The sequence below is a fragment of the Flagellimonas spongiicola genome, assembly GCF_023502425.1.
GTDB lineage: Bacteria > Bacteroidota > Bacteroidia > Flavobacteriales > Flavobacteriaceae > Flagellimonas > Flagellimonas spongiicola.
This window is the reverse complement of sequence record NZ_JAMFMA010000004.1, coordinates 234,621-259,189: the sequence shown is the minus strand read 5'-3', so window position 1 is coordinate 259,189 and position 24,569 is coordinate 234,621. Positions and strand designations below refer to the sequence as shown.

Sequence of the window (24,569 nt, the reverse complement as noted above, 5' to 3'; positions counted from 1 at the left end):
TATCCTATGAAAAAAATCATCAATACCCCTAATGCACCTGCACCAATTGGTCCATACAACCAAGCTGTACTAATCAAAGATACCTTGTACATTTCTGGTCAAATTCCAATTGATCCTAAAACCGGTGAATTGGTTTCTGGCGATATTCAAAATGAAACTCGCCAATCCATGGAAAATCTCAAGGCAATCTTAACTGAAGCGGAAATGACCTTTGAGCATGTGGTCAAGACCTCAATTTTTATTAATGATATGCACCAGTTTGCGCAGATCAATGAAGTCTATGCTACATATTTTGATGCAGATACAGCTCCCGCCAGAGAAACCGTTGAAGTGGCCAATCTACCAAAGTTTGTTAATGTGGAAATATCGATGATTGCGGTTAAATAGTTTCCCTGTGAAACTCCATTAACCCTTCAATTGGCCTTCTGCGAATAACACCTAATATCAAGTCGTTACGTTCAAGAACAGTGGCCAACTCATCTTTTAGAAAATGTGCAATACTACCAACAAAGTTGATTGGTACCTTGGTCGCCAATTCAAACTGCATGATGTAATTATTGACAAACTGCTGTAATCCCTTATCAATCACCCCTCTACAGTACGGATGATCTTTGTTTTCGATGATAAAACGAGCAAAAGTCGCTAAATAAGTATTTGGATTTGGCTGTTTGTACAGGTTTTCCTTGATCACATCTGCATCGAGATTGTACTCTTTGGCAAATTTGATTCCTAAATCCTGTGGCATTTTATGGAAGTAGTAATCCCGTAACAACTTTCTTCCAAAAAAGTTACCACTGCCATCATCCATCAAAATGTATCCTAGTGACGTGACTTTTTGAAACAACTGATGACCATCGTAATAACTGCAGTTGGAACCGGTACCCAATATGCATACAATACCTTGATGGCCAATTTTTGTGGTGGAATAAATTGCTGCGTAGGTATCTTCCCTTACTTCCGCTTTCGCGTTTGGAAAGTAATCTTTGAAAATATCCTTTAGAAAATTCTTCATTCTATCTGTGCCGCAGCCTGCACCATAGAAATAAAGTTGACTTACAATATCCTTGTTTTGGGATAATTCAAAATTATTGGCCAGTCGGTCTTCTATTACCTCACGGGTCAATACCTCTGGACTTAATCCCAACGTTTGTGTCATAAACAACTGCTTGCCTTTTTCATCCAAAGCAATCCAGTCCGATTTGGTAGCACCACTATCAACAATCAATATCATAAGGTTGGTTTTTTGGTTAGGAGCCGAGAGGGACAAATGTCCCTCTCAAAATCCTTATATAAGATACTAAATTATAGGCTTGCTACGTGTTCAGCAAGGTCAACTAATTTGTTTGAATACCCTGTTTCATTATCGTACCAGGATACGATTTTGAAAAATGTGGAATTCAATTCCATTCCGGCACCTGCATCAAAAATACTGGTACGTACATCGCTTACGAAATCTTGGGATACTACTGGTTCGTCTGTATAACCAAGAATACCTGCCAATTCACCTTCAGAAGCATCTTTAAAAGCTTGTTTAATCTCTTCGTAGGAAGTTTCCTTTTCCAACTTAACGGTCAAATCCACAACGGAAACATCAGCTGTTGGAACCCTAAATGCCATACCTGTAAGTTTTCCTAAAAGTTCAGGAATTACTTTAGTTACCGCCTTAGCTGCTCCAGTAGAAGCAGGAATAATATTCAACAAAGCACTTCTACCACCTCTATAATCCTTTCTAGAAGGTCCATCTACCGTCATTTGAGTAGCTGTAGTGGCGTGTACCGTTGTCATAAGGCCCTCGGCAATACCAAACTTATCATTCAAGACTTTCGCAACAGGTGCCAAACAGTTGGTAGTACATGAAGCATTGGAAACAATAGTGTCAGATGCTTTTACATCTGTATGGTTAACTCCCATTACAAACATGGGTGCATCTTTGGATGGTGCGGAAATCACAACTTTTTTGGCACCACCGTCAATGTGGTATTGCGCTGTTTCCAAAGTCGTGAAAATACCGGTACATTCTGCAACGATATCAGCACCTACTTCATCCCATTTTAATTTTTTAGGGTCGCGTTCAGCAGTAATTCTGACTGTTTTTCCATTTACAACCAGATTACCGTCTTTAACTTCCACTGTTCCATCAAATCTGCCATGTACTGAGTCGTACTCCAACAAATATGCAAGGTGTTCTACATCCAGCAAATCGTTAATTGCCACAACATCAACGTTGTCTCTTTTTACGGTTGCCCTAAACACCAATCTCCCAATTCTACCGAATCCGTTGATTCCAATTTTCAAATTTGACATTTTTCCTTTTTTTGGTTTTAATTTATGTTGTCATGATATCGGATACGCGAATCAATTCTTCATCAATATCCGTATGTGCCTTAATTGCTTCACTAATCGGTGTCAAGATCAGATTGTTATCCCTGATTCCCACCATATAGTTTGATTTTCCTTCCAGCAGACTTTCTACGGCTTTTACCCCCATTCTACTGGCCAAAACCCTATCGAAACAGGTTGGATTTCCGCCACGTTGCATATGGCCAAGTACAGATACCCGTACATCATAAATTGGCAAATGCTCCTCTACATATTCCTTTAACTCAAATACGTTTTTACCAATTCTATCGCCTTCTGCAACAATTACTATACTAGACGATTTGCCAGATTTTTTACTACGTTTCAAGGAATCCACCAAACGCTCCAATCCTAAATTCTGTTCAGGAATCAATATTTCCTCTGCCCCTGCACCTACACCTGCATTCAAGGCGATATGACCTACATCGCGCCCCATAACCTCAACAAAAAACAATCGGTTATGTGAACTAGCGGTATCTCGAATTTTATCTATTGCATCCACAACCGTATTGATAGCGGTGTCAAATCCGATTGTATAGGTTGACCCAAGAATATCGTTATCAATTGTTCCAGGAATTCCCATTATTGGGAAATTGAATTCTTCGTTAAAAAGCAGGGCTCCAGTAAAGCTTCCATTTCCACCAATTACCACAAAGGCATCTATACCTTCTTTTAGTAATTGCTCATGTGCTTTTTGTCGGCCTTCTTTTGTCCTGAATTCCTCGCAACGGGCAGATTTAAGGATTGTTCCTCCTTTATTGATGATATTGTTGACGCTACGGGCATCCAAGGTCTTAAAATCTCCTTCAATCATTCCTTGGTACCCTCGGTAAATGCCCACACATTCTATCTTCAGGTATGCACAAGTACGCACAACTGATCTAATGGCGGCATTCATACCCGGAGAGTCTCCCCCAGACGTGAACACGCCTATTTTCTTTACTTCCAAAGCCATTAAATGATTTAAGAAGCCAAAACTAGGAAACTTTATTCAAATTACGAATGACATTTGAACTAAAATGAATTCGATAAAAATCTCAAACGTTTTCGTTAAAATTTTATTGAAAAATCAAGAAATAAACGCCTAATTAAATGACTTTTTGGTAATGCGATTTTTGGGAGAAAATCGAATCAGACTATCCTTGCCCATGATATCAGTTGCACGCTCCTTTGGATCTGGAGTTTCTTTTACCTTGTCTTTTTTGGTGAAAATGCGTTGCATCAACTCCTTAAAACTATCAAAATCAACTTGATACGAAAGACCTACGCCTTGTGTATACCCCTGTCTTTCTGCCAGGAATTGTTGTATTTCGTTTTCGCGATTGAATATTTTCGCACTCAGGGTTCCTTCATCATTTAACAGTACTTGCACCTCAACATCTCCGGCTACTACCGATTCTGAAACGCCAGCGCCTCCTACAGGTACCCCAACCCGTCCATTTACAAGTATACGGTCAGATATTTGCGTGGACACGGTTACTCCAATTCTATCTTCCGTGCGAATATCAGCCTGTCTGTTTATAAGTCCCTGTTCATAAGAAACTCCCAAATTGAATTTATCATTTTCTCCACCCAATAATTGATTCAACAAGCCGGATGCCGTTTGTATTAGGTTTCCAGTAACTGCTTGCTGTCCAAAATTAGAGCCTTCAGCAGAAAAGGTTCCCTGCGCAAGTAAGAAGAAAGCGTTGCGCTCTTTAACCGTTGGATCCTGCAATCGATATTCCAATTCAGCTTGACGAACGGAGTTTGCCCCTGGGAAATCAATGTCAAAAGCAATATTGGGACTTTCCAAACCGCCATCCAAGCGAACCACAACCTCTGTGGGTATGGATCTGGACTGGTATCCTTGATCATCCAATAAGGGCGCTGGGTTGGCATTTAAACGATAAACCGCCTCCAGGTCCAGCTGCGCTTGCAAGGGATCTCTTTCCCAAAGTATGGTTCCTCCTGGACGCACTTGAAATTTTTTGTCAATTACACCTCCGTATTTAAAATTGTATTCACCTGTTACCGCCACGAACTCTCCGTACATATTAAATTTTCCGTTGGTATTGATTTCTATTAGGAGAATACCTTCGCCTGTTCCTTTTAATGAACTACCCGTGTTTTGGTCAACCACAATCTCAACCTCTGCTTCAGGGGTAACAGCTAAATCAAATGCCATTTCCACACCTTGGTAATCTTCGAGAACCCTTTCTTCTCGAAATGATTCCGATGCGCTTTTCTCCACAAAATTGATAAACGAATAGTCCCCCACCGTAGTCACATCGCTTAGGGGTATCTTCAAAGAAGTTCCTTCGGCAGTAGAAGCATCCACAGCAATGGTCAAAGCATCTGTCGGTCCATAAATACTTCCCGTACCGTTTATAAAACCGGTACCATAATACAGCGCTTCTTCTTCGTATTCGGTATTCAGAATCATAAACCGATTGTTGTTCGTATCTACATCCAAATCCAAAGACCAATCCCCAAATGCAGTATGGTTAATAGTACCGTCCAAAGTAGCCTTGGTATTTTCTACAACATCGGTGACTCCAACTTGTTCAAAATAAAACGTTTGATCAAAGAGACGCACCCGCGAATAGGGCGCAAAATCGTAATCCACATTCAAATAGGGCACCCCTAATCCTGCATCATTTAAACTCAGTATTCCGTTGATCGATGGGTTCTCTAAATTTCCAACAATTCGCGTATTACCTTCTAACCGACCCCTAATATTGGATATTACTCCATCTCCTAACGGACTAAAAGGTTCCAATCGGAAATCCGTAAAATTCGCAAATAAATTGAGCTCTTGTTGATTGTTGCGATTGAAAACCTTTCCATTTACACTCATTACCTCCTTTCCATTATCTATCAACCAGCTACTAACTCCAAATTGGGTTAAATCATTATTGCCGAATATTCCAATTTCCAAATCTCCCATTCGCATATCATTGACTTTAAAGTCCCTGACGTTAAGACTTGACGTGGGCAGGTAATTCCCGTCCTTTTGAAGAATATTCAAAAACCCGTCAACAGAACCATCCAACTTTAGGCTGTCTATATCTGGGGTTATTTTATTCAGGGAAACAATTTTAAACTGCAAGTCCAAATCCTTGTAGGTAGAGTCTGCCAATTCTCCACGCAATCGAATTTGCTCCCTATTGTTATTGTCCATTACCACATCTTCAATCCGAATGCTGTCTAAGGTTTTATTCAGGATTACCTTGTTTTTATTGTTACCTTCCTTGTTAAGCACCCAAGTATTCCCCTTAAAATTGATATCTGAGGTCTTTAACCCAATAACAGATTTATTCTGCGCGTTGAAGGTGTGATAAAAATTGAGATTGTAACTGTCGTCATAACCTCTTCCGCCCCGAAACTCAGTTCTAAAGAACAAGGTATCCTTCAATGTGGTATTGATCAAGTTGAAATCCTTAACATCATAATAAATGGTGGACATATCAGCTACGGAAAGGAACGTATTGAAAAGTGCATTCTTATTATCGATTTTCAATTCGATATCTTCAAGGGAATTTCCATAGGCCTGTATACTGGGTGATTTAAAGGTGAGTTTAAAATCTCCTTCATCCGAGAGGATATTTCCTCGGATAAATGTATTGGCATCGAAAGCAACTTCAGGAAAAAACACGTCCACAATTTTATTGTAGATCTTAAAATTGAAATTCAATTCCTGTCCATCTGAAATTTCGAAGGGTTTGTAATTGGTATAAATACTACCTATAGAATTCTGTACCAAACGGCCCAGTTCATTTACCTTGAACTTACCGCTTACATAACCCGTAATAATATCCGGTGAGTTGATATCAATGGTCCGAACCGTATCTTGATTAAAAGATGATGAAACAGCAAAATCATCAAAATAATAGGTGTCGTTCTTATTTTGATAAATGGTATTGGAAAATCGAACCTGTCCAACAATATTATCTAACGTACTCCCTGAAACATCCATATTGATATCCCCTTTGAACACCGAGACGCTATCATTGATAAAATTCATCAGTTTCAAATCCGCCCTATCTACTGAAGCTATGAAATTGAACTTATTTTCTTCCTCGGCAAAGTCGGCCAAACCGGTAAATGTGAATTTTATGTTTTCATCATTACTCACCAAAGAACCATCAAAAAGCTGTTCTTTCAATATTCCTGATACCCGAAGATTGTTATACATATAGCCGTTGTAATCAAGTTTATAAACTTGTCCAATGACCTCAGTATTCAAATATTCGGATATAAAGCCTTTACCTTCCACATTTACATCCATGGAAGTTAGTCCTAGCTGATCCTCCTCAACAAAATTTCCCAAATCAAAATCAATCAAAGAAATAAATCCGATATAGGACGCGTCATCTATCGTTTGGATGTTGGTCATCTGCAAATCTGCATAACTACTACCAATTGCCGTATTCAGATTGATTTGAACATCTAAAGCTGTTTCCGTTACCTCTGCATCCCCACGTATGGTGAACTGACCCAGCTTTTGGAATGACGAGGGTATAGTATTGCCCAAAATGTTTGGCAATAATCCGCGTAACTGGTAATAGCTGGAGGTCAAGTTCTTCATTTTGGAACGCATAACAAAAGGTGCCTGACTACTGAACATATTATCAAACTGGAAGTCTCCTCTAATTCCTGTCCTACCAGATTGGGCAATAAAATCCTCAACCACCAAAGCATTAAGCACGCCACTGAACTCGCCGGAAAAATTCACAACCTTGTCCAAACCAAATTCATCATAAAAGCTGTTGACGTCATTCAAAGCCACAGTGGACTCAGTGAAACTGGCTTTAACATTGACCTTGTCCAAAAATTCTTTGAAATCCTCGCGATTGTACTCAAAAACCAAGGCGCCCTTTAAATTGGATTCTTCGGTTTGGATATTTAGGTTTTCGAAACGCATATCCTGCTTGGTATAGGCAAACTGGGTACTTAAATTTTCTAGACGTACACCTTTTTTACTAAGCAATGAAAGGGCTTCTATATTCAAATTTACATCTGGACCCAGTATTTGAAAATCAGTGGCCATAACCGACAGGTCAACAAAATCCAGCACTACTTGCCTTTCAATATTTTCATCGGACAGTCTAAATCTCCCTTCTGCTATTTCAATTTCATCAGAGGCCATAAAGAAAGGGGGAGTTCCTGGCGCACGCGGTTGCCCATCATCCAACTTGGCAACAAAGATGTCTAAGTTGGTATCGCGTTCGCCCTCATAGGTTTTAAGGTTAAAGAACAGGCCATCAATAGCGATATCCCCAAATTCCATCCTACCATCGGCCATGTTTTTAAGATTAAGGATAGAAGTAGTCAATTTTTCTATATAAACCAGGGTATCTTTTTTATAATCTTCCACATAAATACCCTTAATCCCTGTGTTTAGGCTAAACAGGGATAAACTTACCCTATCGATATTGATATTGGTGCCGAATTCTTTGTTCAAGGAATCTGTGGCGTAGGTGGCCAATCGTGTTTGTACAGCAGGAATTGATAAAATCAAAGAGCCCAAGACCATTATTAGCAGAATTGCCAATAGTACGCGCAACAGTATTTTCCTTAATTTTTTGATAGGGCTTTATGTTTTACCTTTGTCGACCAATTTTTGTTCCAAAATCCGTGTCAGCAGAAAAAATTTATATCCTAGCAATAGAATCTTCCTGTGACGACACTTCGGCCGCTGTATTATCTAACACCGAAGTATTGAGTAATGTTGTGGCAACTCAGGAAATCCATAGGCAATATGGAGGTGTGGTGCCAGAATTGGCATCCAGGGCACATCAGCAAAATATTGTTCCAGTGGTTCACCAGGCCTTGGCCAAAGCAAATATCGATAAAAAACAACTATCCGCCATAGCTTTTACTCGAGGGCCAGGACTTATGGGTTCTCTATTGGTCGGCACCTCATTTGCAAAATCTTTGGCATTGGGGTTGGGAATTCCATTGATTGAAGTCAATCATATGGAAGCCCACATATTAGCCCATTTTATTTCAGATGAGGATACAAAACGGCCGCCGTTTCCCTTTTTGGGGATGACCATAAGCGGGGGACATACACAAATTGTTAGAGTAAACAGTTATTTTGAAATGGAAGTCCTTGGTGAAACCTTGGATGATGCTGTGGGGGAAGCGTTTGATAAAAGTGCAAAACTAATGGGGCTACCATACCCAGGAGGACCCTTAGTGGATAAACACGCTAGAGAAGGTAATCCAGCGGCATACCCTTTTCCAAAACCCAAGGTGGAAGGCCTCAATTTCAGTTTTAGCGGCCTAAAGACCAGTATTCTGTATTTCTTGCAACGCGAAACCAGGAAGAATCCTGATTTTGTAAAAGAGCACATTGATGATATCTGTGCCTCTGTTCAGCACACCATCCTTGAAATATTGATGGATAAATTGAAATTAGCTGTAGAACAAACGGGAATAAAACATGTTGCTATTGGTGGTGGGGTAGCTGCGAACTCTGGCATCCGTGCACGTTTGAAAGAAGCAGAGGCAAGTATGGGATGGTCCACTTATATCCCCAAATTTGCATATTGCACGGATAACGCAGCCATGATTGGCATAGTTGGTTATTTGAAATACTTGGAAAACGACTTTTCTGACCAAAGCGTTGCGGCAAAAGCAAGATTCGCCATTGGGAGTTAATGCCGATAAACCTGACTCCAGGGTTCCTTGTTAGCCGTTTTGACAATTTAATTTCATACCTTTTCGATTCTAATCATCAATTCAGAAAAGATGGCGTACAATCTAGAATTAGCCAGTCGAATCCGCAATGCCACAGCTCTATTTCCAGAAACATTCACCGAAAAGAAAATGTTTGGCGGTGTTGCCTTCTTATATGGTGGAAAAATGACTGTGGGACCCGTGAAAGATGATCTTATGGTTCGTGTTATTGCCTCCAAAATGGACAAAGTCCTTTCCATGGAAAATGTACGCCCCATGGATTTTACTGGAAAACCAATGAAAGAGTTCATTTTTGTTTCGGCTGAAGGGTATAAAACAGAAGCACAATTAAACGATTGGATAGCACTTGGACTTGAACACGCTAAAAGCAAACTCGTATAATGCAACTATTTTACAATCCATCCCTAGACAATAGCTTCAAACAGTTTTTCTTTTCAACTGAGGAAAGCAAGCATATTGTTAAAGTTTTACGTAAAAAAGAGGGTGACCTTTTGCATATCACCGATGGTAGAGGTATACTTTTTGAAGCTGAAATTCTGGTTGCGGACCTGCGGAAATGTAAAGCCCAAATTGTTTCAGAAAAGAAAAGTGTCCCAAAAAGATATTGCTTGCATATGGTTGTGGCACCAACCAAAATGAACGAGCGCTTTGAATGGTTTTTGGAAAAGGCTACGGAAATTGGGGTTGATGAGATTACACCGGTCATTTGTCATCGTTCAGAACGAAAGGTCTTGAAAATGGAACGCATGGAACGTGTACTGCAGTCTGCAATGAAACAATCGCTCCAAACAAATCTCCCTAGGTTAAATCAACCAATCACTTTTACCAAATTCATACAAGAACACATTCAAGGATTGAAATTTATCGCTCATTGTGATGAAGGCGAAAAAATGGAATTGAAAAGAAGGGTGGCCGCCGATAAGGATGTAACTATTCTCATTGGACCCGAAGGCGATTTCTCTAAAGAGGAAATCCATATGGCTATGGACAACGGCTTTGTGCCTGTGTCCATGGGTAATAATCGACTTAGAACTGAGACTGCTGCCATAGTCGCGTGTACCACGGTGGCAATAATCAATAACTAGCTAATCCTATATTTTGCTGCTGCTGTGATATCTTGATTATCGGATTCTATCAAGACCATAAGTGTCATTTTATCTGAAGTCCTAACCAAGGAGGGCACTTTAACGCTTCCAATTCCAGCATTGGCCCCTAAATTGATATAATTTTCCGCCACAACAATATTGCTGTTCTTTAGCGTTCTATTCCTGTTTTCTCCTCTTTTCACTTCTGTTGTGCGTTCATCCAGCACCAACACCGCTCTTAACTGCCTTCCTTCAACTGTCCCATCAACATTAAAATTGAAATTTATCCTATCATTTTCCAAAGACACCTTGTCTAATGACACTTGATTTTCTTGGGCTTTGGCACTGTAATCCTGAATTTTGGAATACATTTTAGTCGCATTTGATCCCACGAAATGCTCCATCCCGTTTACGACTATTTGTGGGGTATAATTGGACCTGTAGTTGAACTTTCGAGTATAATTTCTCTGTTTTACGGAATAGGCCGGATTGCTGAATGGGTCTTCCCAGCCGATGTAATTCCAATAATCGACATGGTACGATAGCGCGAATACATTTTCAGGGTATTCTTGCTTTACTTGCTGAAGTAATCTATCGGCAGGAGGGCAACTGGAACAACCCTGGGAAGTAAATAATTCCAGGACCACTATGGAGTTGTTCCCGGTGATTTCCTCTAAAACTTTTTCCGTCGTAGCGGTTTCAACATTGTGCGCATGGTAAAGTGCCACCAAGGACATCACAAAAAACGCAACAGAGGAAATTATGATTTTTTTAATCATGAATACTGTACTTTTGAGTATTAAGTCAATCGGAACTAAATGGGAATACTTACGTTGCGCATCTTCATTTTAACTTTTTTTATGACCAGTTTATGTGCTGCCCAAGATATCGCTATATTAAAATATGGTGGTGGCGGTGATTGGTATTCCAACCCTACAGCATTGCCCAATCTTATTGAATTTTGCAATTCCCAAATTGGAACAAAAATCAGTCCCAAGCCAAAGACGGTTGAGGCAAATAGTGTTTCTATATTTCAATATCCCTATCTGCATATGACTGGCCACGGTAATGTATTCTTCACGGATGAAGAAGCACTAAATCTGAGAACTTATTTGTTGGCAGGCGGATTTATTCACGTAGACGATAATTATGGAATGGAACCCTATTTGGTTCGGGAACTAAAAAAGGTTTTCCCAAATAAGCAATTGGAAGAATTAGGGAACGACCACCCCATATTTGAACAACGCTATAACTTTAAAGATGGATTACCCAAAATTCATGAACACGATGGTAATAGGCCACAGGCATTAGGTATTGTTCATGAAGGTAGATTACTACTATTATTTACTTATGAAAGTGATTTAGGGGATGGTTGGGAAGACCCTTCTGTGCACAACGATCCAGAAGAAGTGAGACTACAGGCCTTACAAATGGGTGCTAACATACTACAATACGCATTTAAAAGCTAACCAATGACATCAAAAACCATTGCTAACGGAATATTAAGGGCGGTCGCCATTATTACGGGTATCGTTCTTTTGGGATATCTACTACTAAAAATTCAATCTGTATTGGCCTATTTGGCAATAGCTGCCGTAATTGCCTTATTGGGGAGACCAGTAGTTCTCTTCTTAAGACGGAAACTTAAGTTTCCAAATACGCTGGCAGTTATCGCAACTATGGTTTTTATGTTAGCTATTTTCATTGGCATCTTGGCTTTGTTTATTCCATTGATCAATGAGCAAAGTAAAAATCTGTCCCTTCTTGATATAGATTCCTTAAAGGCCGATGTAAACACCCTTTACCTACAAATATTGGAATATTTTGGCGCCACTACTGACAGCGTCTCGCATCTAATAGAAGACTCAGATTTGGAAAAGAATGTGTTGGAAGGAATGGATCTTGGGTTCATACCAAATTTCCTTAATTCTTTTTTGAATGTTTTGAGCAATTTCAGTATTGGATTATTCTCAGTACTATTTATTTCCTTTTTCTTTCTAAAAGACAGTAAGCTGTTCCAAAATGGTATGCTCACTTTTGTTCCGGATGATAAGGAAGGTAATCTGGTAAAATCCGTTGATAAAATCAACAACTTATTGTCCAGATACTTTGCCGGTATATTATTGCAGTTGTTTATTCTATTCGTGATTTATACCATTGCCTTATTGATTGTCGGGGTGGAAAATGCCATTGTAATTGCCTTCTTATGCGCTCTGTTCAACATCATTCCATATGTGGGTCCAATCATCGGTGGAGCCATTATGGTTACGCTTACAATGACAAGTTTTTTGGGTGCCGATTTCAGCACGGTAATCTTACCAAAAGCATTATATGTTTTAATTGGTTTGGTAATAGGACAATTGATCGACAATTTCTTTTCCCAACCCTTTATTTTCTCTACAAGTGTTAAATCACATCCCTTGGAAATCTTTCTTATCATCATAATTGCGGGTTTACTTTTTGGTGTTGTCGGAATGGTCGTGGCCGTACCCGGATACACCGCTATAAAGGTGATATTAAAGGAGTTTTTAGCAGAAAACGAAGTAGTAAAAAAACTAACAAAAAACTTATAGTATCAGTTTGAATAAATTGATATTAAATACTGGTGTTCAGGATTATATAGAAAATAATTTAAATACTGACATCGTGTCAGTTTTATTGCAAAAGCAAGTTTTTGAAGGGGTGTCCCAAAAAGAACTTGCCACACAACTGGAAGCCAAGAAAAAAAGCAGGTCAAAACTACCTACTTGGTTTGCTACTCCAAAGGTGTACTACCCAAATAAACTCAACATAGAACAAACCAGTTCCGAAGGTGCCGCTGAATACAAATCAAGATTGGTAAGTGGAAAAAACCTGTTGGATTTAACTGGTGGATTTGGTGTAGACAGTTTCTATTTTTCTAAAAAAATGGAATGCGTTTTTCATTGTGAGAAGAATGCCAAATTAAGTGAAATCGCGGCTTATAATTTCGTTGTTTTGGGGGCACAAAATATAAAAGCGCATCCGGGTGATGGATTGCAATTTTTGACAGCATCCAATCGACACTATGATTGGATTTACGTAGATCCCTCCCGTCGGCATGATGTAAAAGGAAAAGTCTTCTTAATGAAAGATTGTGAACCCAATCTTCCGGAAAAGCTATCGTTGTTATTTTCCAAATCCAAGAACGTACTCATTAAAACCTCTCCCCTCTTGGATATCAAACAAGGAATATCTGAATTGGAATACATTAGGGAGATCCATGTGGTGGCCATCCAAAATGAAGTTAAGGAACTTCTTTTTGTTTTGGAACATAACTGTTCCAATGACATTGTCGTCAAAACAATCAATTTGAATAAGAACATTGTACAAGAATTCAGTTTTGAACTTGAAAAAGAAAGTGTAGCAGAAGTCACCTATCAATTACCACAAGCCTTCCTTTATGAACCGAATTCTGCCATCCTAAAATCCGGCGGGTTTAAATCCATTGGGGTTGAATTTGAACTTCATAAGCTGCACCAGCATTCTCATTTATATACTTCGGACAAATTGTTGGATTTTCCTGGGCGATGCTTCAAGATTGAGAAAGTCTTACCCTACACCAAAAAGAATCTTCAATCTTATCGAAATAAAAAAGTAAATATCACCACACGTAATTTTCCAGTGCGCGTAGCAGATTTGAGAAAAAAGTTCAAGTTAAAAGATGGTGGGGAGGATTATCTTTTCTTCTCAAAAAACCATTTGGACGATTTGATCATCATTAAAACAAAAAAGTGCGAGCCATCCTAAACTTGATAAACCCGCACTATTTATTTTCTTTTTCAACTTTACATGGTCAATCGCATAAACAATTCATGCGAACTATTATCGATATTGTTCACGGAGCTTTCCAAAGCCGCCTCATAGGCATAGCCTATATTCAAGCCAGAACTTACATCAAATAGAAACATTCCACTTATTGCTTCATCCAAACGGTAAGATGCACCAAACTTAAAGCGCTCACCAAAATCGAGTATCGACGTTAAATCAAGGGACATTGGTGACGCCTCCACATAACGAAGCATGCTACTTGCTTGGAGACTTAGATTTTTACCTAGCTCAAAATCATACCCACCGGCCAAATACACATGCCTTTTGTCTGTACTTAAATACGCATTGCCATTGGTTTCTTCCAACCGGTCCGGGGTCATAACCTTGGGTGCTGACAGCGATACAAAAAACTTCTCATGTTTTAGATATGCTCCTACCCCAACATTTGGAGTAAAACTACTTTCAAAATCCATTAAGGTACCGTCCTGACCCATACCATATGTTACCAATCCTTGTGTATTTGCGCTATAGGAATTGCCACTGGCTTTTAGTCCAAGGTAGAGTACATAGTCTTGATTCAGCTGTAATTGATAGGAAAAATCAATCGCGACCCAAGTTTGATTTTCAATAAAGGTTTGGTCGTTAAGAATAGATACTCCGAGTCCAACCTTTTGCCCTACAGGCATTGAAAACAAAGCACTCTGACTCTCGGGCGCTCCTTCTACCCCTGCCCATTGACTACGCAATCCTAATGTTAGTTCTGCGCTTTCCGAAGTACCAGCATAGGCCGGATTTATCAAGTTCATATTATACCGGTAGAATGTATAATGTGGGTCTTGTTGGGCGTGAGCATTGTGCCATGTGAAAGCCAGCAATCCAATTAATATTATAAAATATCTCATGTTTTCGTTTTTTAGTAATTGATATAAATCCATCCTTGAATTGGACTGGAACCGTCTCCTAGTTCTATGACATACATATAAGAACCAGATGGTAATTTCTCTCTGTTGTTCCTATAAAATCCTTCCCAGTCATTGTTATAACTTCTAGTTCCAAAAACTTCATGCCCCCATCTATTGTAAACCCGTACCACATTGTTCGGATAGTTATCAATTCCAGGTATCACCCATGCTTCATTCATTCCGTCACCGTTTGGCGTAAACGCCTGTGCTGGTTGGATTTTGGGTTCTGAGTTGGTTGGAAAATCATCTGCTGCGTCAAACACACCATCATTATCGTCATCCGGGTCAGCGTTGTCTCCAATTCCATCATTGTCGTTATCGGATTGTTCTGTTGGGTCAAATGGGAAAGCGTCCTCTGCATCATTGACACCATCATCATCGTCATCATTATCCGCATTATCACCAATTCCATCCCAATCCGTATCCGTATCTTCATTAGGATTTAGTGGGAAGACATCATCCGCGTCGTCGGTACCATCATTGTCGTCATCATTGTCTTCGGAATCCGGTATGCCGTCATTGTCGGTATCCGTTCCATTCAATGGCTCTGAATCTTCAGTATCAGGAACACCGTCGTTGTCATCATCCGAATCCTGATTATTTCCTATCCCATCGCCATCCGTATCCGTATCCTCATTCGGGTCGGTAGGAAAGGCATCATCACTATCTTGGGTACCGTCATTATCATCATCATTATCCGCATTATCCCCTGTTCCATCACCATCTGTATCTGTATCTTCAGCTGGGTCAAACGGGAAGGCATCATTGGTATCTGCTGTGCCATCATTATCATCATCCGTATCAGCATTATCACCCACTCCATCACCGTCGTTATCAGCGTCTTCGGCGGGGTCAAATGGGAATGTATCTTGATTGTCCAATGTTCCGTCATTGTCATCGTCCGTATCTGCATTATCACCTAATCCGTCACCATCATTATCGGAATCTTCCGCAGGGTCATTTGGGAATGCATCTTCTCCATCCAAGATTCCATCATTGTCATCATCCGTATCAGCATTATCACCTGTTCCATCCCCATCATTATCGGAATCTTCTGTTGGGTCTAATGGGAATACGTCATCACCATCCAAGGTGCCATCGTTATCATCATCTGTATCTGTATTATCTCCAGTACCATCTCCATCGGTATCGGTATCTTCCGCAGGATTTAATGGAAAGGCATCTTCAACGTCAAGGGTACCGTCATTGTCGTCATCCGTATCCGCATTGTCTCCTGTTCCATCCCCATCCGTATCGGTGTCTTCCGTAGGGTCTAATGGAAAATCATCTTCACCATCAAGGGTACCGTCATTATCGTCATCCGTATCCGCATTATCTCCTGTTCCATCACCATCGGTATCTGTATCTTCTGCAGGATCCAATGGAAAGGCATCATCCCCATCCAAGGTTCCATCATTATCATCATCCGTGTCCGCATTGTCACCGGTTCCGTCACCATCAGAATCTGTATCCTCAGCGGAATCCAATGGAAAGGCATCCTCTCCATCCAATGTGCCATCGTTGTCATCATCGGTATCGGCATTATTTCCTGTTCCATCGCCATCGGTATCGGTATCTTCGGTTGGATCTAATGGAAAGGCATCCTCGGTATCATTGGTGCCGTCGTTGTCATCATCCAAATCTGCGTTGTCCCCTGTTCCATCTCCATCGGCATCAGCATCTTCGGTGGGATCTAGCGGGAAGGCATCGTCTCCATCCAATGTTCCATCATTATCATCGTCTGTATCCGTTGTATTGGGGTCTCCATCGCCATCAGTATCTTGCAAAGCAGTTACGGCCACGCTGTAGGTTGCAACACTGACAGCATCAGCTTGGTCCTTCACCTTAAATCCGAATGAAGCATAATTAGCACCGAAACCATCGAGATCCGTGATGAACACCAATTGGGTCACATCGTCAATCATATCATCTTGATTGACAGGGTTTCCATTGTAGGTAAGACTCCCGTTTAAAGGCAAACTCGTAATTTGAATACCATTAAAAGTATCACCAACGTCCCCGTCGCTAAACGTGAAGTCGGAAACAGCAAAATTGAATGCACGATCTTCCAATACTTCAATTGCTTCATTACTTCCTACCGGTAAATCATTGGTTAAGGTTATATTCAAGTCAACGGTTACCGTTTCAGTGATTGCATGGGCATCTTCAAAATTGTAAGTGAAACTATCGGAGGTATGTTCACTTCCATCATGTTGGTAACTGAATGTGCCATCACTGTTTAAGGTAAATGAACTTGCACGGGTTGGGCTATCAATCAGATAATAAATTCGTACATCTTCATCTACTTCAATGTCGTTGGTCGAGACATCATCATTCAAAGTCGTTGCCTCGTTCAAGTTGAATACATCAGCTACAGCCGTTGGAGGGTCATCCGATGGTGTAATGGACAAGGTGATGTTAGCTGTCACCTTGGAACCGGCATCATCAAGTTCATAAGTAACTGTGTCACTACCAAAAGCGTCCGGATTTGGTGTATAAATTACCTGGTTGCTTCCGTTAATGGTCGCAGTTCCTTTTGTCCCCTGCACCGTTATGGTCAGTACGGGTGTATTATTTAAATCATAGACATCATTATATAGGACATCAATGGGGTTGGAAGGTGAATCTTCGTCCAAAATGGCCAAATCGTCACCTGCACCTACAACCAATGTAATATTGAATGGTCCGAAACTAGCTGTGCCAACGTTGCCGGCGTTATCTTTTGCTTCGGCATGGATATACCAACCTGTTCCGCCGGTTTGGAAGGACACGTTTTTGGACTGACTATTACTCCAAGACGACCAACTTGCATCATCTGTTGCAGGCGGACTAGAATTTTGACGAAGGACATAACGCTGTACGTCAAAACCGCTACCATTGGTTTCATCCTGAAATGTCAATAGCACATCCACTCCGGTATCCATACTCCCGTTTTCTGGAGAAGCTTCCAATGTTGGATCAATCGTATCATGGGTTACCGTCAATGTTCGATAAAATGGCTGTGACCACACACCGGTATCTGTTTGAACCCTTAAACTAATGATGTACTCAGCAGTTAGATTGTTGTAGGCCGAGAAATCGGTCATTTCTGTCGTGGAATTGTGTATTTCCGTATCCGTTGGGTTTCCTTCATTATCGTAGACACGTTGTATCACAATCCATTCTTCAGTTGCTAGGGTTCTTCCATAAGGATCTATAGAATTGTTTTCAATCCCAATGGTCATGTTTCCTGAATAGGTAAATAACTGGTCCGGTTGTATATTGAATTGTGAAACCGGTAAATCTTCACTGGTTGAGCCACTACTGCTGTCCACTAAAATGTATGCACTTGTTGGACTACTCCAAACACCTTGGTGATCCTGTACGGTAAGTATTACCAAATATTCACCATCCGGCACTGAATTTTTATCAAAAACTCCGAGCGTCCAATCATTGGTTGATGCGGCATCTACGGATTTCCATTTCCATTCTGTTTGGGCGATCCCATTGTTGGAACCTCCATCCAAATCAAATGAAGTATCGTTGAATACCCCAGTTCCGGAACTATAGGTAAAGCTCGCCACTGGTCGCCTGTGAAAGAACAGGGTTGTTGGGGATGTTGGTAAATCCTCGAAGGTGAAATCGTATTTCCCCGGTTTCTCATAAAACTCTGGGACATCCTCCAAATACAATCCACTCCATGACGCTTTTCCCTCGTTGTTTGGGAAAAAGGTTTCGTCGTGGGTGATTTTCCAACGTCCGCTCGGAAAACTGGCGTTTGCTGTATTGGTTTTCATTTCCGTTGGGTCTACGGCAATTTCAACAGAGGTTCCTGCAATAAAATAATCACCGGTTGTAACGGTTTCAAAAACATATTGATTATAGATATATTGGGCCATTACATCCATCCAAACCGACCAACTGCCCTGATCTCTGTTTATAAAGGTTCCTTGGTTGTTGTTTTGTTGCACAAAACGTTCGAACTGCGCTTTGTTTCCATCCAATCCCCATCCTAAATAGTGGATATCTTCATTGATGGTTCGCATCAGGATTTCTGCTAAATCATCATCATTCTCAAAATCATCAACTTCTTGATCGTCCAGATTCACATTGAAACGCATTGCGCTGTTTCGCCATTGCGGCTCGCGTAACACATCCTTGAATTTTTTTAGGGTAAGACTCGTTACCTCAATATTTTTGAAGGTCGCATACGGCTGACTGTTGGAAAAGAATCCATAACTGCCGCCAATATCGGAGGCTGCCGTGTAGTCAATGACCAAAACATCATCTACCCAAATCTTTACATTTTTGCCACTAACAGTAACCTTAACATGATACCAAGTAGTATTGGATGCAGGGTTGAAAATTGTATTCACTGAACCTTCCAACCCTCTCAGATAATGTCTTGGATTTGCATTTCCATCATCACGGGTAATTTCATAGAGACCGGAAGCAAATCCGTGGCTTGGAATAAATTCTGTTGTCGTGAGTGTACGCACAGCACCGGATAAATTGAATAGGTAAGAGCCAATAGGACCATTCTCCATGCCAAAGGTGATTCCCATATCGTCATTGTCACCTCCTTGGGTGGTCATATCCACCTCCAAAGTATAATTGGACGAGTCGAAGACCGGATCATAAAATCCTGCCAAATAATCGTTGTTGATTCTGCGAATCACTTTGTCAGCGTCTACAAATTCCCAGGTCTCTGGGTTATATCCCCAGCGAATCCAGTTATTGAAAATATCCGCCGCATCCTCTGCATTTGAGGAAATGGTTGTTCGTTCAAATCCCTGAACGTAAAGTTTTTCTGCCGGGATGCCTTTGGTCTCAAGGGCTGCCCCTAAATCTGCCTCAAAGTCATCAATGTTTTGACTTGTGATTCCAACCGTAAGGACTACATCAATGTTGGGGCCCTGTTGCACTTCCATATTTACGGTTTGGGCATGCAAAGACTGCCAGGCCAATCCACAAAACAACAATGCGAGATTGACCAAAAGAAATTTGGTTTGGTTCATTTTGGTCTTATTTGAATAAGGATGAAGAAATCAAGATTGGGGAGGTTGTAAAATCAAATTCGAGTTCTTCGTCAATGCTTTCACAACTAAAACAAGATGCCACAACCATGTTGGTCTGGTCCGCGATTGTTTCCATCAAGGAAATGCCTTCTTGGTTTTTGGCCAAGGAACAAGAATAAATCAGTAAACATTTTTCTGAAACTGCAGCAAAAGTGTTTTGATTTAGACTGGACGAAATGTTTTCCGCCGAATACGATTGATTGCCAAGGGCAATGGATGAATCATCAGATGTACAAAACAAATGGATATTTGCTTTGGTGGCTGGATTGGTAATTGCCGACTCCAAGGCCTGTTGTAAGGTCACTTGCGAATTTGTGGTAATTACTGGAGTACCAACTGGTAGCGAAGCCAATAGGCCGGCTTTGTTGGGGAAATTTTCGTCTACAATGACTACATCAGCGTCTTGTGCAGTAAGGTTCAATGTTAAAAATACGATGCAAATAAGGAGAATTACCTTGGGCATCTTCAGTTGGGGAGGTTCTTTTTTTGTCACGGTTTTGATATAAGTATTTTCTTACATCAAATGAATTATCTTTATCGTTCCTAATGAAATTTATGTTGACAAGCAGTGTGTTATAGTTGTGAAACTTACATTTATTGTAAGAATATACTTTCTTTTAAAAAGTGTTTAGCCAATCCAAATACATAACTACCCAGTTTTTTAGCAAGGGATGATCCAAAGCCAAGGCAAAGCCATGTCCTCCAGTTGGATAAATGTGAGAAGTGGTAGGTATCTTGTTTTTTCGAAGCGCCTCAAAAAAGAGCGTTGAATTTTCAACCGGTACAGCTTCATTATCCATGGCATGTAATAAAAAGGTAGGTGGCGTACTCATATTTACCTGCTTTTCGGAAGAAAATCTAGAAATGAGTTCCTCTGAAGGATTTTTACCCAATAGACTTTCACGAGATCCTCCGTGAGTGGTGGCTGATTGCATTGAGATCACTGGATAGATCAAAGCCATGGAATTTGGTCTAGCTGAAAATTTATCCGCCTCGTCTTGATATGGGTAAACCTCAACATCGTAATGCACCCCAAGGGAAGAGGCAAGGTGTCCCCCCGCTGAAAAACCCATTATTCCAATTTTTTCGGGATCAATTTCCCATTCTTTTGCCTTTGATCTTACAATTCTAATTGCTCTTTGGGCGTCTTGGAGCGGCACTTCATATTGCTTTTCGCTTATACTTTTTGAAATTGGTAATCGGTACTTAACTACAATTCCCGCAACTCCCTTGGCATTAAAAGTTTTTGCAAAATCCACACCTTCCCAATTATAAGCCAGACCTTGATAGCCTCCGCCCGGAAAAAGAAGTACAGCCCTTTTTGTGTTTATAGCTTTGCTAGGCAAATAGACTTCAATAACGGGGTTTTGCACATTCCGTACCCAACGAATGTTCTCCATACGGTCAATTTCCTGCTCATCACTAACTTTTTGATTGGGTACCGAATTGGGCCATAATGGAATTACAGCATCTTGTGCAACAGCGTTAAAATTCATGAATAGAATGCATATTAAAAGTGCGCTAATTGGTCTCATTGTTTTCTTGGGGACATGCCCATTTAAAGTTTGCGATTTTATCATTGGATCCTGCAGATAGATTGTAATGCCACCATTCCGTTCTTATGGACCAAAATCCATAAGATTCCATGGTTTCCTTTAATAATTTTCGGTTATCCAAAATATTCTGGGGAAGTTCCATATTGTCATGATAGGCCCGTTTACCAAAAAAATCGAAATCTGTTCCCATATCCAATTCCTTGCCATCAAAATTGACCAAGGTAATATCTACTGCACCGCCTTTATTATGAATGGAACCTTTGACTGGGTTTGCAACATACTGTGGGTTGGGTACGATTTTCCACATTAAAAACTGGACACTATTAGGTCGATAACAATCGTAGAATTTAATTTTTAGCCCTTGCGTCATAAATTCCTTGTTAGCTTCCACAAGGGCTTTGGCAGTTTTTACCCTGGTGTAACATTCAGCACAATCGTAAACTTTAGCTTTTAAAAAATTATTTTCCGTTGCATACCGCATATCATACACAAAGTCATCACTAAAATCCGCAAGTCGGACAAATGAGGTATCTGCCAAGCCGTTGAAAGACCTTAATTGCTTCTCTTTTTTTTGTGTTTCAACAATATCCACTAGATGAACCAGGGTATCTTCTTCCTGCTTTTTCAATGCAGGTTCCGCATTGGTCTTATTGTTTTTACAGGACGTAATCGAAACCACGAAAACTAATAGCACTATTATTATCTTCATCGTTTTTGTTTTGCAAACCAAGTATATAGAGAATCAGTCGTATATGCACGTTCCCAGGCATTATGACCCACATTCTCGTAGCGCGTATAGTCCACTTTATAATTCATTTTTCTGAGTTTGGCTACCATTTTATCCGATTCTTCTACACTGATGACTTTGTCATTTGCCCCGTGAAAAACCCAAATCGGCATCTTTTTATTTATCCAATGCGCATAAGGCAAAGGTGCCATTCCGCAAACTACTGCCATAGCGGCAAATTTGTCTGGGTACTGGGTAGCCATTTCCCATGAAGCGCTTCCTCCCCTACTTAATCCTGTTAAATAAATTCTTTTAGGGTCCACGCGATTACTATCTACCACCGAATCCAGTAGTTGCATGACTGCTGTAGTATTCCACCACTTTTTCTTATGCGGGTTTTGAGGGGCTAAGACAAGGAAAGGAAATTGTTTTCCTTCCACCAGCATCTTAGGCGGGCCATTTTCCTTTAGCTCCTCCAACTCGCCGCCTGATTCACCGCCGCCGTGAAGAAACAACAGTAGACCAAAGTCCTTTTTGGTATTCTCATAGTCTTCTGGATAATAGAGGTAATAACGCAGCTGTTCTGTGGATACGGTTTTTAGCTTATCCTCAATCAAATGCGACTGGGCCGCGCAGGACTGAATCAATAGTAGCATCCCAAACGCACTCAAAACGCATAAAATTCGATTTTTTTGCATAACCCAATGTACAAAACAATGACCAGTCAATTTCAGTATTGGAAATGAATTAACTCAATATTTAATTTAAAAATCAATTTAGATTTTCAGCTCTTATGGCTTCATAGGTTTTTATCATCTCCTGGAGTTTCTCTGGGTTCACTTCGGACAAATCAGTAGTTTCACCCAAATCAGTTTTTAAATTGAAAAGTTGATGCGTATCATGATTTCCTAATTCGATATTAACGGGTTGGTGAACTGCCGGTCCTTCATAGGGAGGAATAAACACCCAATTTCCTTTACGTAATGCAGTTCTTGTTGAAGCTTCAATGATCAGTGCTTCACGGCCTTCATCCGATTCACCCAAAAATACCTTCAAAAGGGCTTCACTATCTGCGGTACGTTCCTTACTTCCCGCTAATTGCGCTAAAGAGGAGAACAGGTCCAATTGACTTACCAAAGTTGAACTTCTACCTGGTTGAATCTTGTCTTTCCAAAACGTAACAAAAGGAACCCGCGTTCCCGCCTGAAACAAGCTGTATTTACCACCACGTAATGGACCTGCAGGATTATGGTCACCTAACTTTTCAACGGCATCATCGTAATACCCATCGTTAACTACTGGACCATTATCACTAGTTAAAATCACCAAGGTGTTTTCAAGGATGTTTTCCTGAGCCAAGGTTTTCATCAACTCACCTATACACCAATCCGCCTCATAAATTACATCGCCTCGAGGCCCTAGCCCTGTTTTTCCAACAAAACGCTCATGCGGAGTTCGCGGTACATGTGGTTGTTGCAGTGCGTAATACAGAAAAAAAGGTGCATCTTTTTTGGATTTGATGTAGGCTTGTGCCTGCTGAAGAAATACATCTGCCATATCCTCATCCCGCCATTGGGCGTTTTTTCCACCCTTCATGAATCCTATTCGAGGAATACCGTTTACGATACTGTTATTATGACCGTGATGCCATTTCATTTTAAGCAGTTCTGGATTTTCCAAACCAGTGGGTTCTCCTTCAAAATTCTCTTGGTAATCAATTGCTATCGGATCATCGACTTCCAAACCTTCTACATAACCATTTTCTATATATACTGTTGGGACACGATCTTGCGTGGCCGCCATAATGTAACTAAAATCAAATCCCACCTCGTTTGGGCCTGGACCAACTTTTTGATTCCAATCCACATTTCCATTGCCCAATCCCAAATGCCATTTACCAACAATTCCTGTGTTGTATCCTTCACCCTTAAGTAATTTTGGCAAGGTCATTTGCATGGTATCAATAATTAAAGGTGCCGTTCCAGGTAATATTCTAACATCCTTTTTTCGCCAAGGATAAGTTCCTGTTAACAATGCATATCTACTGGGTGTACAAGTTGCGGAGGAAGCATAACCATCCGTAAACACCAATCCGTTTTCTGCGAATTTATCCATGTTTGGAGTTTGCAATTCGGTAGCTCCATTGAATCCAACATCTCCATAACCTAAATCATCTAAATAGATGATTACAATATTTGGTTTGTTTAGGTCCGTTTTATCACTAGTTGAATTTGGCTCTTTACAACCTACTAGTACTATTGTTGATGCAAACAGTAATTTTATACAGCATCTTAATGTGATTGAAAACATGGTGTGCTACTTTACAGGGTTTATCGCTCGATATCAAG

19 protein-coding genes are annotated in these 24,569 nt (G+C 40.4%); 7 read left to right on the top strand and 12 right to left on the bottom strand.

Annotation, left to right across the window (positions count from 1 at the left end; all coding sequences use genetic code 11):
- Positions 1-6 precede the first annotated feature (6 nt).
- Positions 7-387, top strand: coding sequence for a RidA family protein (locus tag M3P19_RS15985; protein ID WP_249658697.1), 381 nt, complete (start codon positions 7-9; stop codon positions 385-387).
- On the opposite strand, the gene M3P19_RS15980 is transcribed toward M3P19_RS15985, so the two are convergent.
- From M3P19_RS15980 to M3P19_RS15965, 4 genes are all read right to left on the bottom strand, one after another.
- Positions 380-1,231, bottom strand: coding sequence for an N-acetylglucosamine kinase (locus M3P19_RS15980; RefSeq protein WP_249658696.1), 852 nt, complete (start codon positions 1,229-1,231; stop codon positions 380-382). The genes M3P19_RS15985 and M3P19_RS15980 overlap by 8 nt on opposite strands.
- Positions 1,232-1,302: 71 nt before the next feature.
- Positions 1,303-2,304, bottom strand: coding sequence for a type I glyceraldehyde-3-phosphate dehydrogenase (gap, locus tag M3P19_RS15975; protein WP_249658695.1), 1,002 nt, complete (start codon positions 2,302-2,304; stop codon positions 1,303-1,305).
- A gap of 22 nt (positions 2,305-2,326) precedes the next feature.
- Positions 2,327-3,313, bottom strand: a complete 987-nt coding sequence (pfkA, locus tag M3P19_RS15970; protein WP_249658694.1) for a 6-phosphofructokinase — start codon at positions 3,311-3,313, stop codon at positions 2,327-2,329.
- A gap of 129 nt (positions 3,314-3,442) precedes the next feature.
- Positions 3,443-7,876, bottom strand: a complete 4,434-nt coding sequence (locus tag M3P19_RS15965) for a translocation/assembly module TamB domain-containing protein (RefSeq protein ID WP_249658749.1) — start codon at positions 7,874-7,876, stop codon at positions 3,443-3,445.
- 62 nt (positions 7,877-7,938) lie between these two features.
- On the opposite strand from M3P19_RS15965, the gene tsaD reads away from it, so the two are divergent.
- The 3 genes from tsaD to M3P19_RS15950 all read left to right on the top strand — a co-directional run bounded on the left by tsaD (position 7,939) and on the right by M3P19_RS15950 (position 10,130).
- Positions 7,939-9,006: a tRNA (adenosine(37)-N6)-threonylcarbamoyltransferase complex transferase subunit TsaD gene (gene tsaD, locus M3P19_RS15960; RefSeq protein ID WP_283777965.1), complete on the top strand. Its 1,068-nt coding sequence runs from the start codon at positions 7,939-7,941 to the stop codon at positions 9,004-9,006.
- A gap of 90 nt (positions 9,007-9,096) precedes the next feature.
- Positions 9,097-9,426, top strand: coding sequence for a TfoX/Sxy family protein (locus M3P19_RS15955; protein ID WP_249658692.1), 330 nt, complete (start codon positions 9,097-9,099; stop codon positions 9,424-9,426).
- On the top strand, positions 9,426-10,130 hold the full coding sequence (locus M3P19_RS15950; protein WP_249658691.1) for a 16S rRNA (uracil(1498)-N(3))-methyltransferase: 705 nt from the start codon (positions 9,426-9,428) through the stop codon (positions 10,128-10,130). Before M3P19_RS15955 ends, M3P19_RS15950 begins: the two co-directional genes overlap by 1 nt.
- Here the strand turns inward: M3P19_RS15950 and M3P19_RS15945 are convergent.
- On the bottom strand, positions 10,127-10,909 hold the full coding sequence (locus tag M3P19_RS15945; RefSeq protein ID WP_249658690.1) for a DUF1223 domain-containing protein: 783 nt from the start codon (positions 10,907-10,909) through the stop codon (positions 10,127-10,129). The genes M3P19_RS15950 and M3P19_RS15945 overlap by 4 nt on opposite strands.
- 39 nt (positions 10,910-10,948) lie before the next feature.
- Here M3P19_RS15945 and M3P19_RS15940 point away from each other — a divergent pair, with 39 nt between their 5' ends.
- From M3P19_RS15940 to M3P19_RS15930, 3 genes are read left to right on the top strand one after another with little or no spacing between them, the layout of a single operon-like run.
- On the top strand, positions 10,949-11,599 hold the full coding sequence (locus M3P19_RS15940) for a DUF4159 domain-containing protein (protein ID WP_249658689.1): 651 nt from the start codon (positions 10,949-10,951) through the stop codon (positions 11,597-11,599).
- 3 nt (positions 11,600-11,602) lie between these two features.
- The gene (locus tag M3P19_RS15935; protein ID WP_249658688.1) at positions 11,603-12,703 is read left to right on the top strand and encodes an AI-2E family transporter; all 1,101 of its coding nucleotides are present in this window, start codon (positions 11,603-11,605) and stop codon (positions 12,701-12,703) included.
- Between the two features lie 7 nt (positions 12,704-12,710).
- Positions 12,711-13,898 (top strand): class I SAM-dependent methyltransferase, encoded by a 1,188-nt coding sequence (locus tag M3P19_RS15930; RefSeq protein ID WP_249658687.1) that lies wholly within the window; start codon positions 12,711-12,713, stop codon positions 13,896-13,898.
- Positions 13,899-13,936: 38 nt separating this feature from the next.
- On the opposite strand, the gene M3P19_RS15925 is transcribed toward M3P19_RS15930, so the two are convergent.
- The 7 genes from M3P19_RS15925 to M3P19_RS15895 all read right to left on the bottom strand — a co-directional run bounded on the left by M3P19_RS15925 (position 13,937) and on the right by M3P19_RS15895 (position 24,531).
- Entirely contained in the window at positions 13,937-14,821 is an 885-nt protein-coding gene (locus tag M3P19_RS15925; RefSeq protein ID WP_249658686.1) for a PorP/SprF family type IX secretion system membrane protein, read from the bottom strand.
- Between the two features lie 11 nt (positions 14,822-14,832).
- Positions 14,833-19,878, bottom strand: a complete 5,046-nt coding sequence (locus M3P19_RS15920) for a T9SS type B sorting domain-containing protein (RefSeq protein WP_249658685.1) — start codon at positions 19,876-19,878, stop codon at positions 14,833-14,835.
- A 7-nt stretch (positions 19,879-19,885) separates the two neighbouring features.
- Positions 19,886-20,431 (bottom strand): DUF4347 domain-containing protein, encoded by a 546-nt coding sequence (locus M3P19_RS15915; protein ID WP_249658684.1) that lies wholly within the window; start codon positions 20,429-20,431, stop codon positions 19,886-19,888.
- Between the two features lie 124 nt (positions 20,432-20,555).
- Complete coding sequence (locus tag M3P19_RS15910; RefSeq protein WP_249658683.1) at positions 20,556-21,434, bottom strand: alpha/beta hydrolase; 879 nt, start codon at positions 21,432-21,434, stop codon at positions 20,556-20,558.
- Positions 21,435-21,459: 25 nt separating this feature from the next.
- A complete protein-coding gene (locus tag M3P19_RS15905) occupies positions 21,460-22,203 on the bottom strand; it encodes a M15 family metallopeptidase (RefSeq protein WP_249658682.1) in 744 nt (247 codons plus the stop codon).
- Positions 22,200-22,919 carry a carboxylesterase family protein gene (locus M3P19_RS15900; protein WP_249658681.1) on the bottom strand — a complete coding sequence of 240 codons (720 nt, stop codon included), beginning with the start codon at positions 22,917-22,919 and terminating at the stop codon, positions 22,200-22,202. Before M3P19_RS15900 ends, M3P19_RS15905 begins: the two co-directional genes overlap by 4 nt.
- 73 nt (positions 22,920-22,992) lie before the next feature.
- Entirely contained in the window at positions 22,993-24,531 is a 1,539-nt protein-coding gene (locus tag M3P19_RS15895) for a sulfatase family protein (protein ID WP_249658680.1), read from the bottom strand.
- Between the last annotated feature and the right edge of the window lie 38 nt (positions 24,532-24,569).

Excerpts from the sequence above, each read along its gene's own strand:
- M3P19_RS15910 (WP_249658683.1), bottom strand. The coding sequence starts at position 21,434 with ATGAATTTTAACGCTGTTGCACAAGATGCTGTAATTCCATTATGGCCC.
- M3P19_RS15950 (WP_249658691.1), top strand. The coding sequence starts at position 9,426 with ATGCAACTATTTTACAATCCATCCCTAGACAATAGCTTCAAACAGTTT.
- gap (WP_249658695.1), bottom strand. The coding sequence starts at position 2,304 with ATGTCAAATTTGAAAATTGGAATCAACGGATTCGGTAGAATTGGGAGA.
- M3P19_RS15985 (WP_249658697.1), top strand. The coding sequence starts at position 7 with ATGAAAAAAATCATCAATACCCCTAATGCACCTGCACCAATTGGTCCA.
- tsaD (WP_283777965.1), top strand. The coding sequence starts at position 7,939 with ATGTTTTACCTTTGTCGACCAATTTTTGTTCCAAAATCCGTGTCAGCA.
- M3P19_RS15920 (WP_249658685.1), bottom strand. The coding sequence starts at position 19,878 with ATGAACCAAACCAAATTTCTTTTGGTCAATCTCGCATTGTTGTTTTGT.
- M3P19_RS15945 (WP_249658690.1), bottom strand. The coding sequence starts at position 10,909 with ATGATTAAAAAAATCATAATTTCCTCTGTTGCGTTTTTTGTGATGTCC.
- M3P19_RS15955 (WP_249658692.1), top strand. The coding sequence starts at position 9,097 with ATGGCGTACAATCTAGAATTAGCCAGTCGAATCCGCAATGCCACAGCT.
- M3P19_RS15980 (WP_249658696.1), bottom strand. The coding sequence starts at position 1,231 with ATGATATTGATTGTTGATAGTGGTGCTACCAAATCGGACTGGATTGCT.
- M3P19_RS15905 (WP_249658682.1), bottom strand. The coding sequence starts at position 22,203 with ATGAAGATAATAATAGTGCTATTAGTTTTCGTGGTTTCGATTACGTCC.
- M3P19_RS15900 (WP_249658681.1), bottom strand. The coding sequence starts at position 22,919 with ATGCAAAAAAATCGAATTTTATGCGTTTTGAGTGCGTTTGGGATGCTA.
- M3P19_RS15925 (WP_249658686.1), bottom strand. The coding sequence starts at position 14,821 with ATGAGATATTTTATAATATTAATTGGATTGCTGGCTTTCACATGGCAC.
- M3P19_RS15935 (WP_249658688.1), top strand. The coding sequence starts at position 11,603 with ATGACATCAAAAACCATTGCTAACGGAATATTAAGGGCGGTCGCCATT.
- pfkA (WP_249658694.1), bottom strand. The coding sequence starts at position 3,313 with ATGGCTTTGGAAGTAAAGAAAATAGGCGTGTTCACGTCTGGGGGAGAC.
- M3P19_RS15940 (WP_249658689.1), top strand. The coding sequence starts at position 10,949 with ATGGGAATACTTACGTTGCGCATCTTCATTTTAACTTTTTTTATGACC.
- M3P19_RS15965 (WP_249658749.1), bottom strand. The coding sequence starts at position 7,876 with ATGGTCTTGGGCTCTTTGATTTTATCAATTCCTGCTGTACAAACACGA.
- M3P19_RS15895 (WP_249658680.1), bottom strand. The coding sequence starts at position 24,531 with ATGTTTTCAATCACATTAAGATGCTGTATAAAATTACTGTTTGCATCA.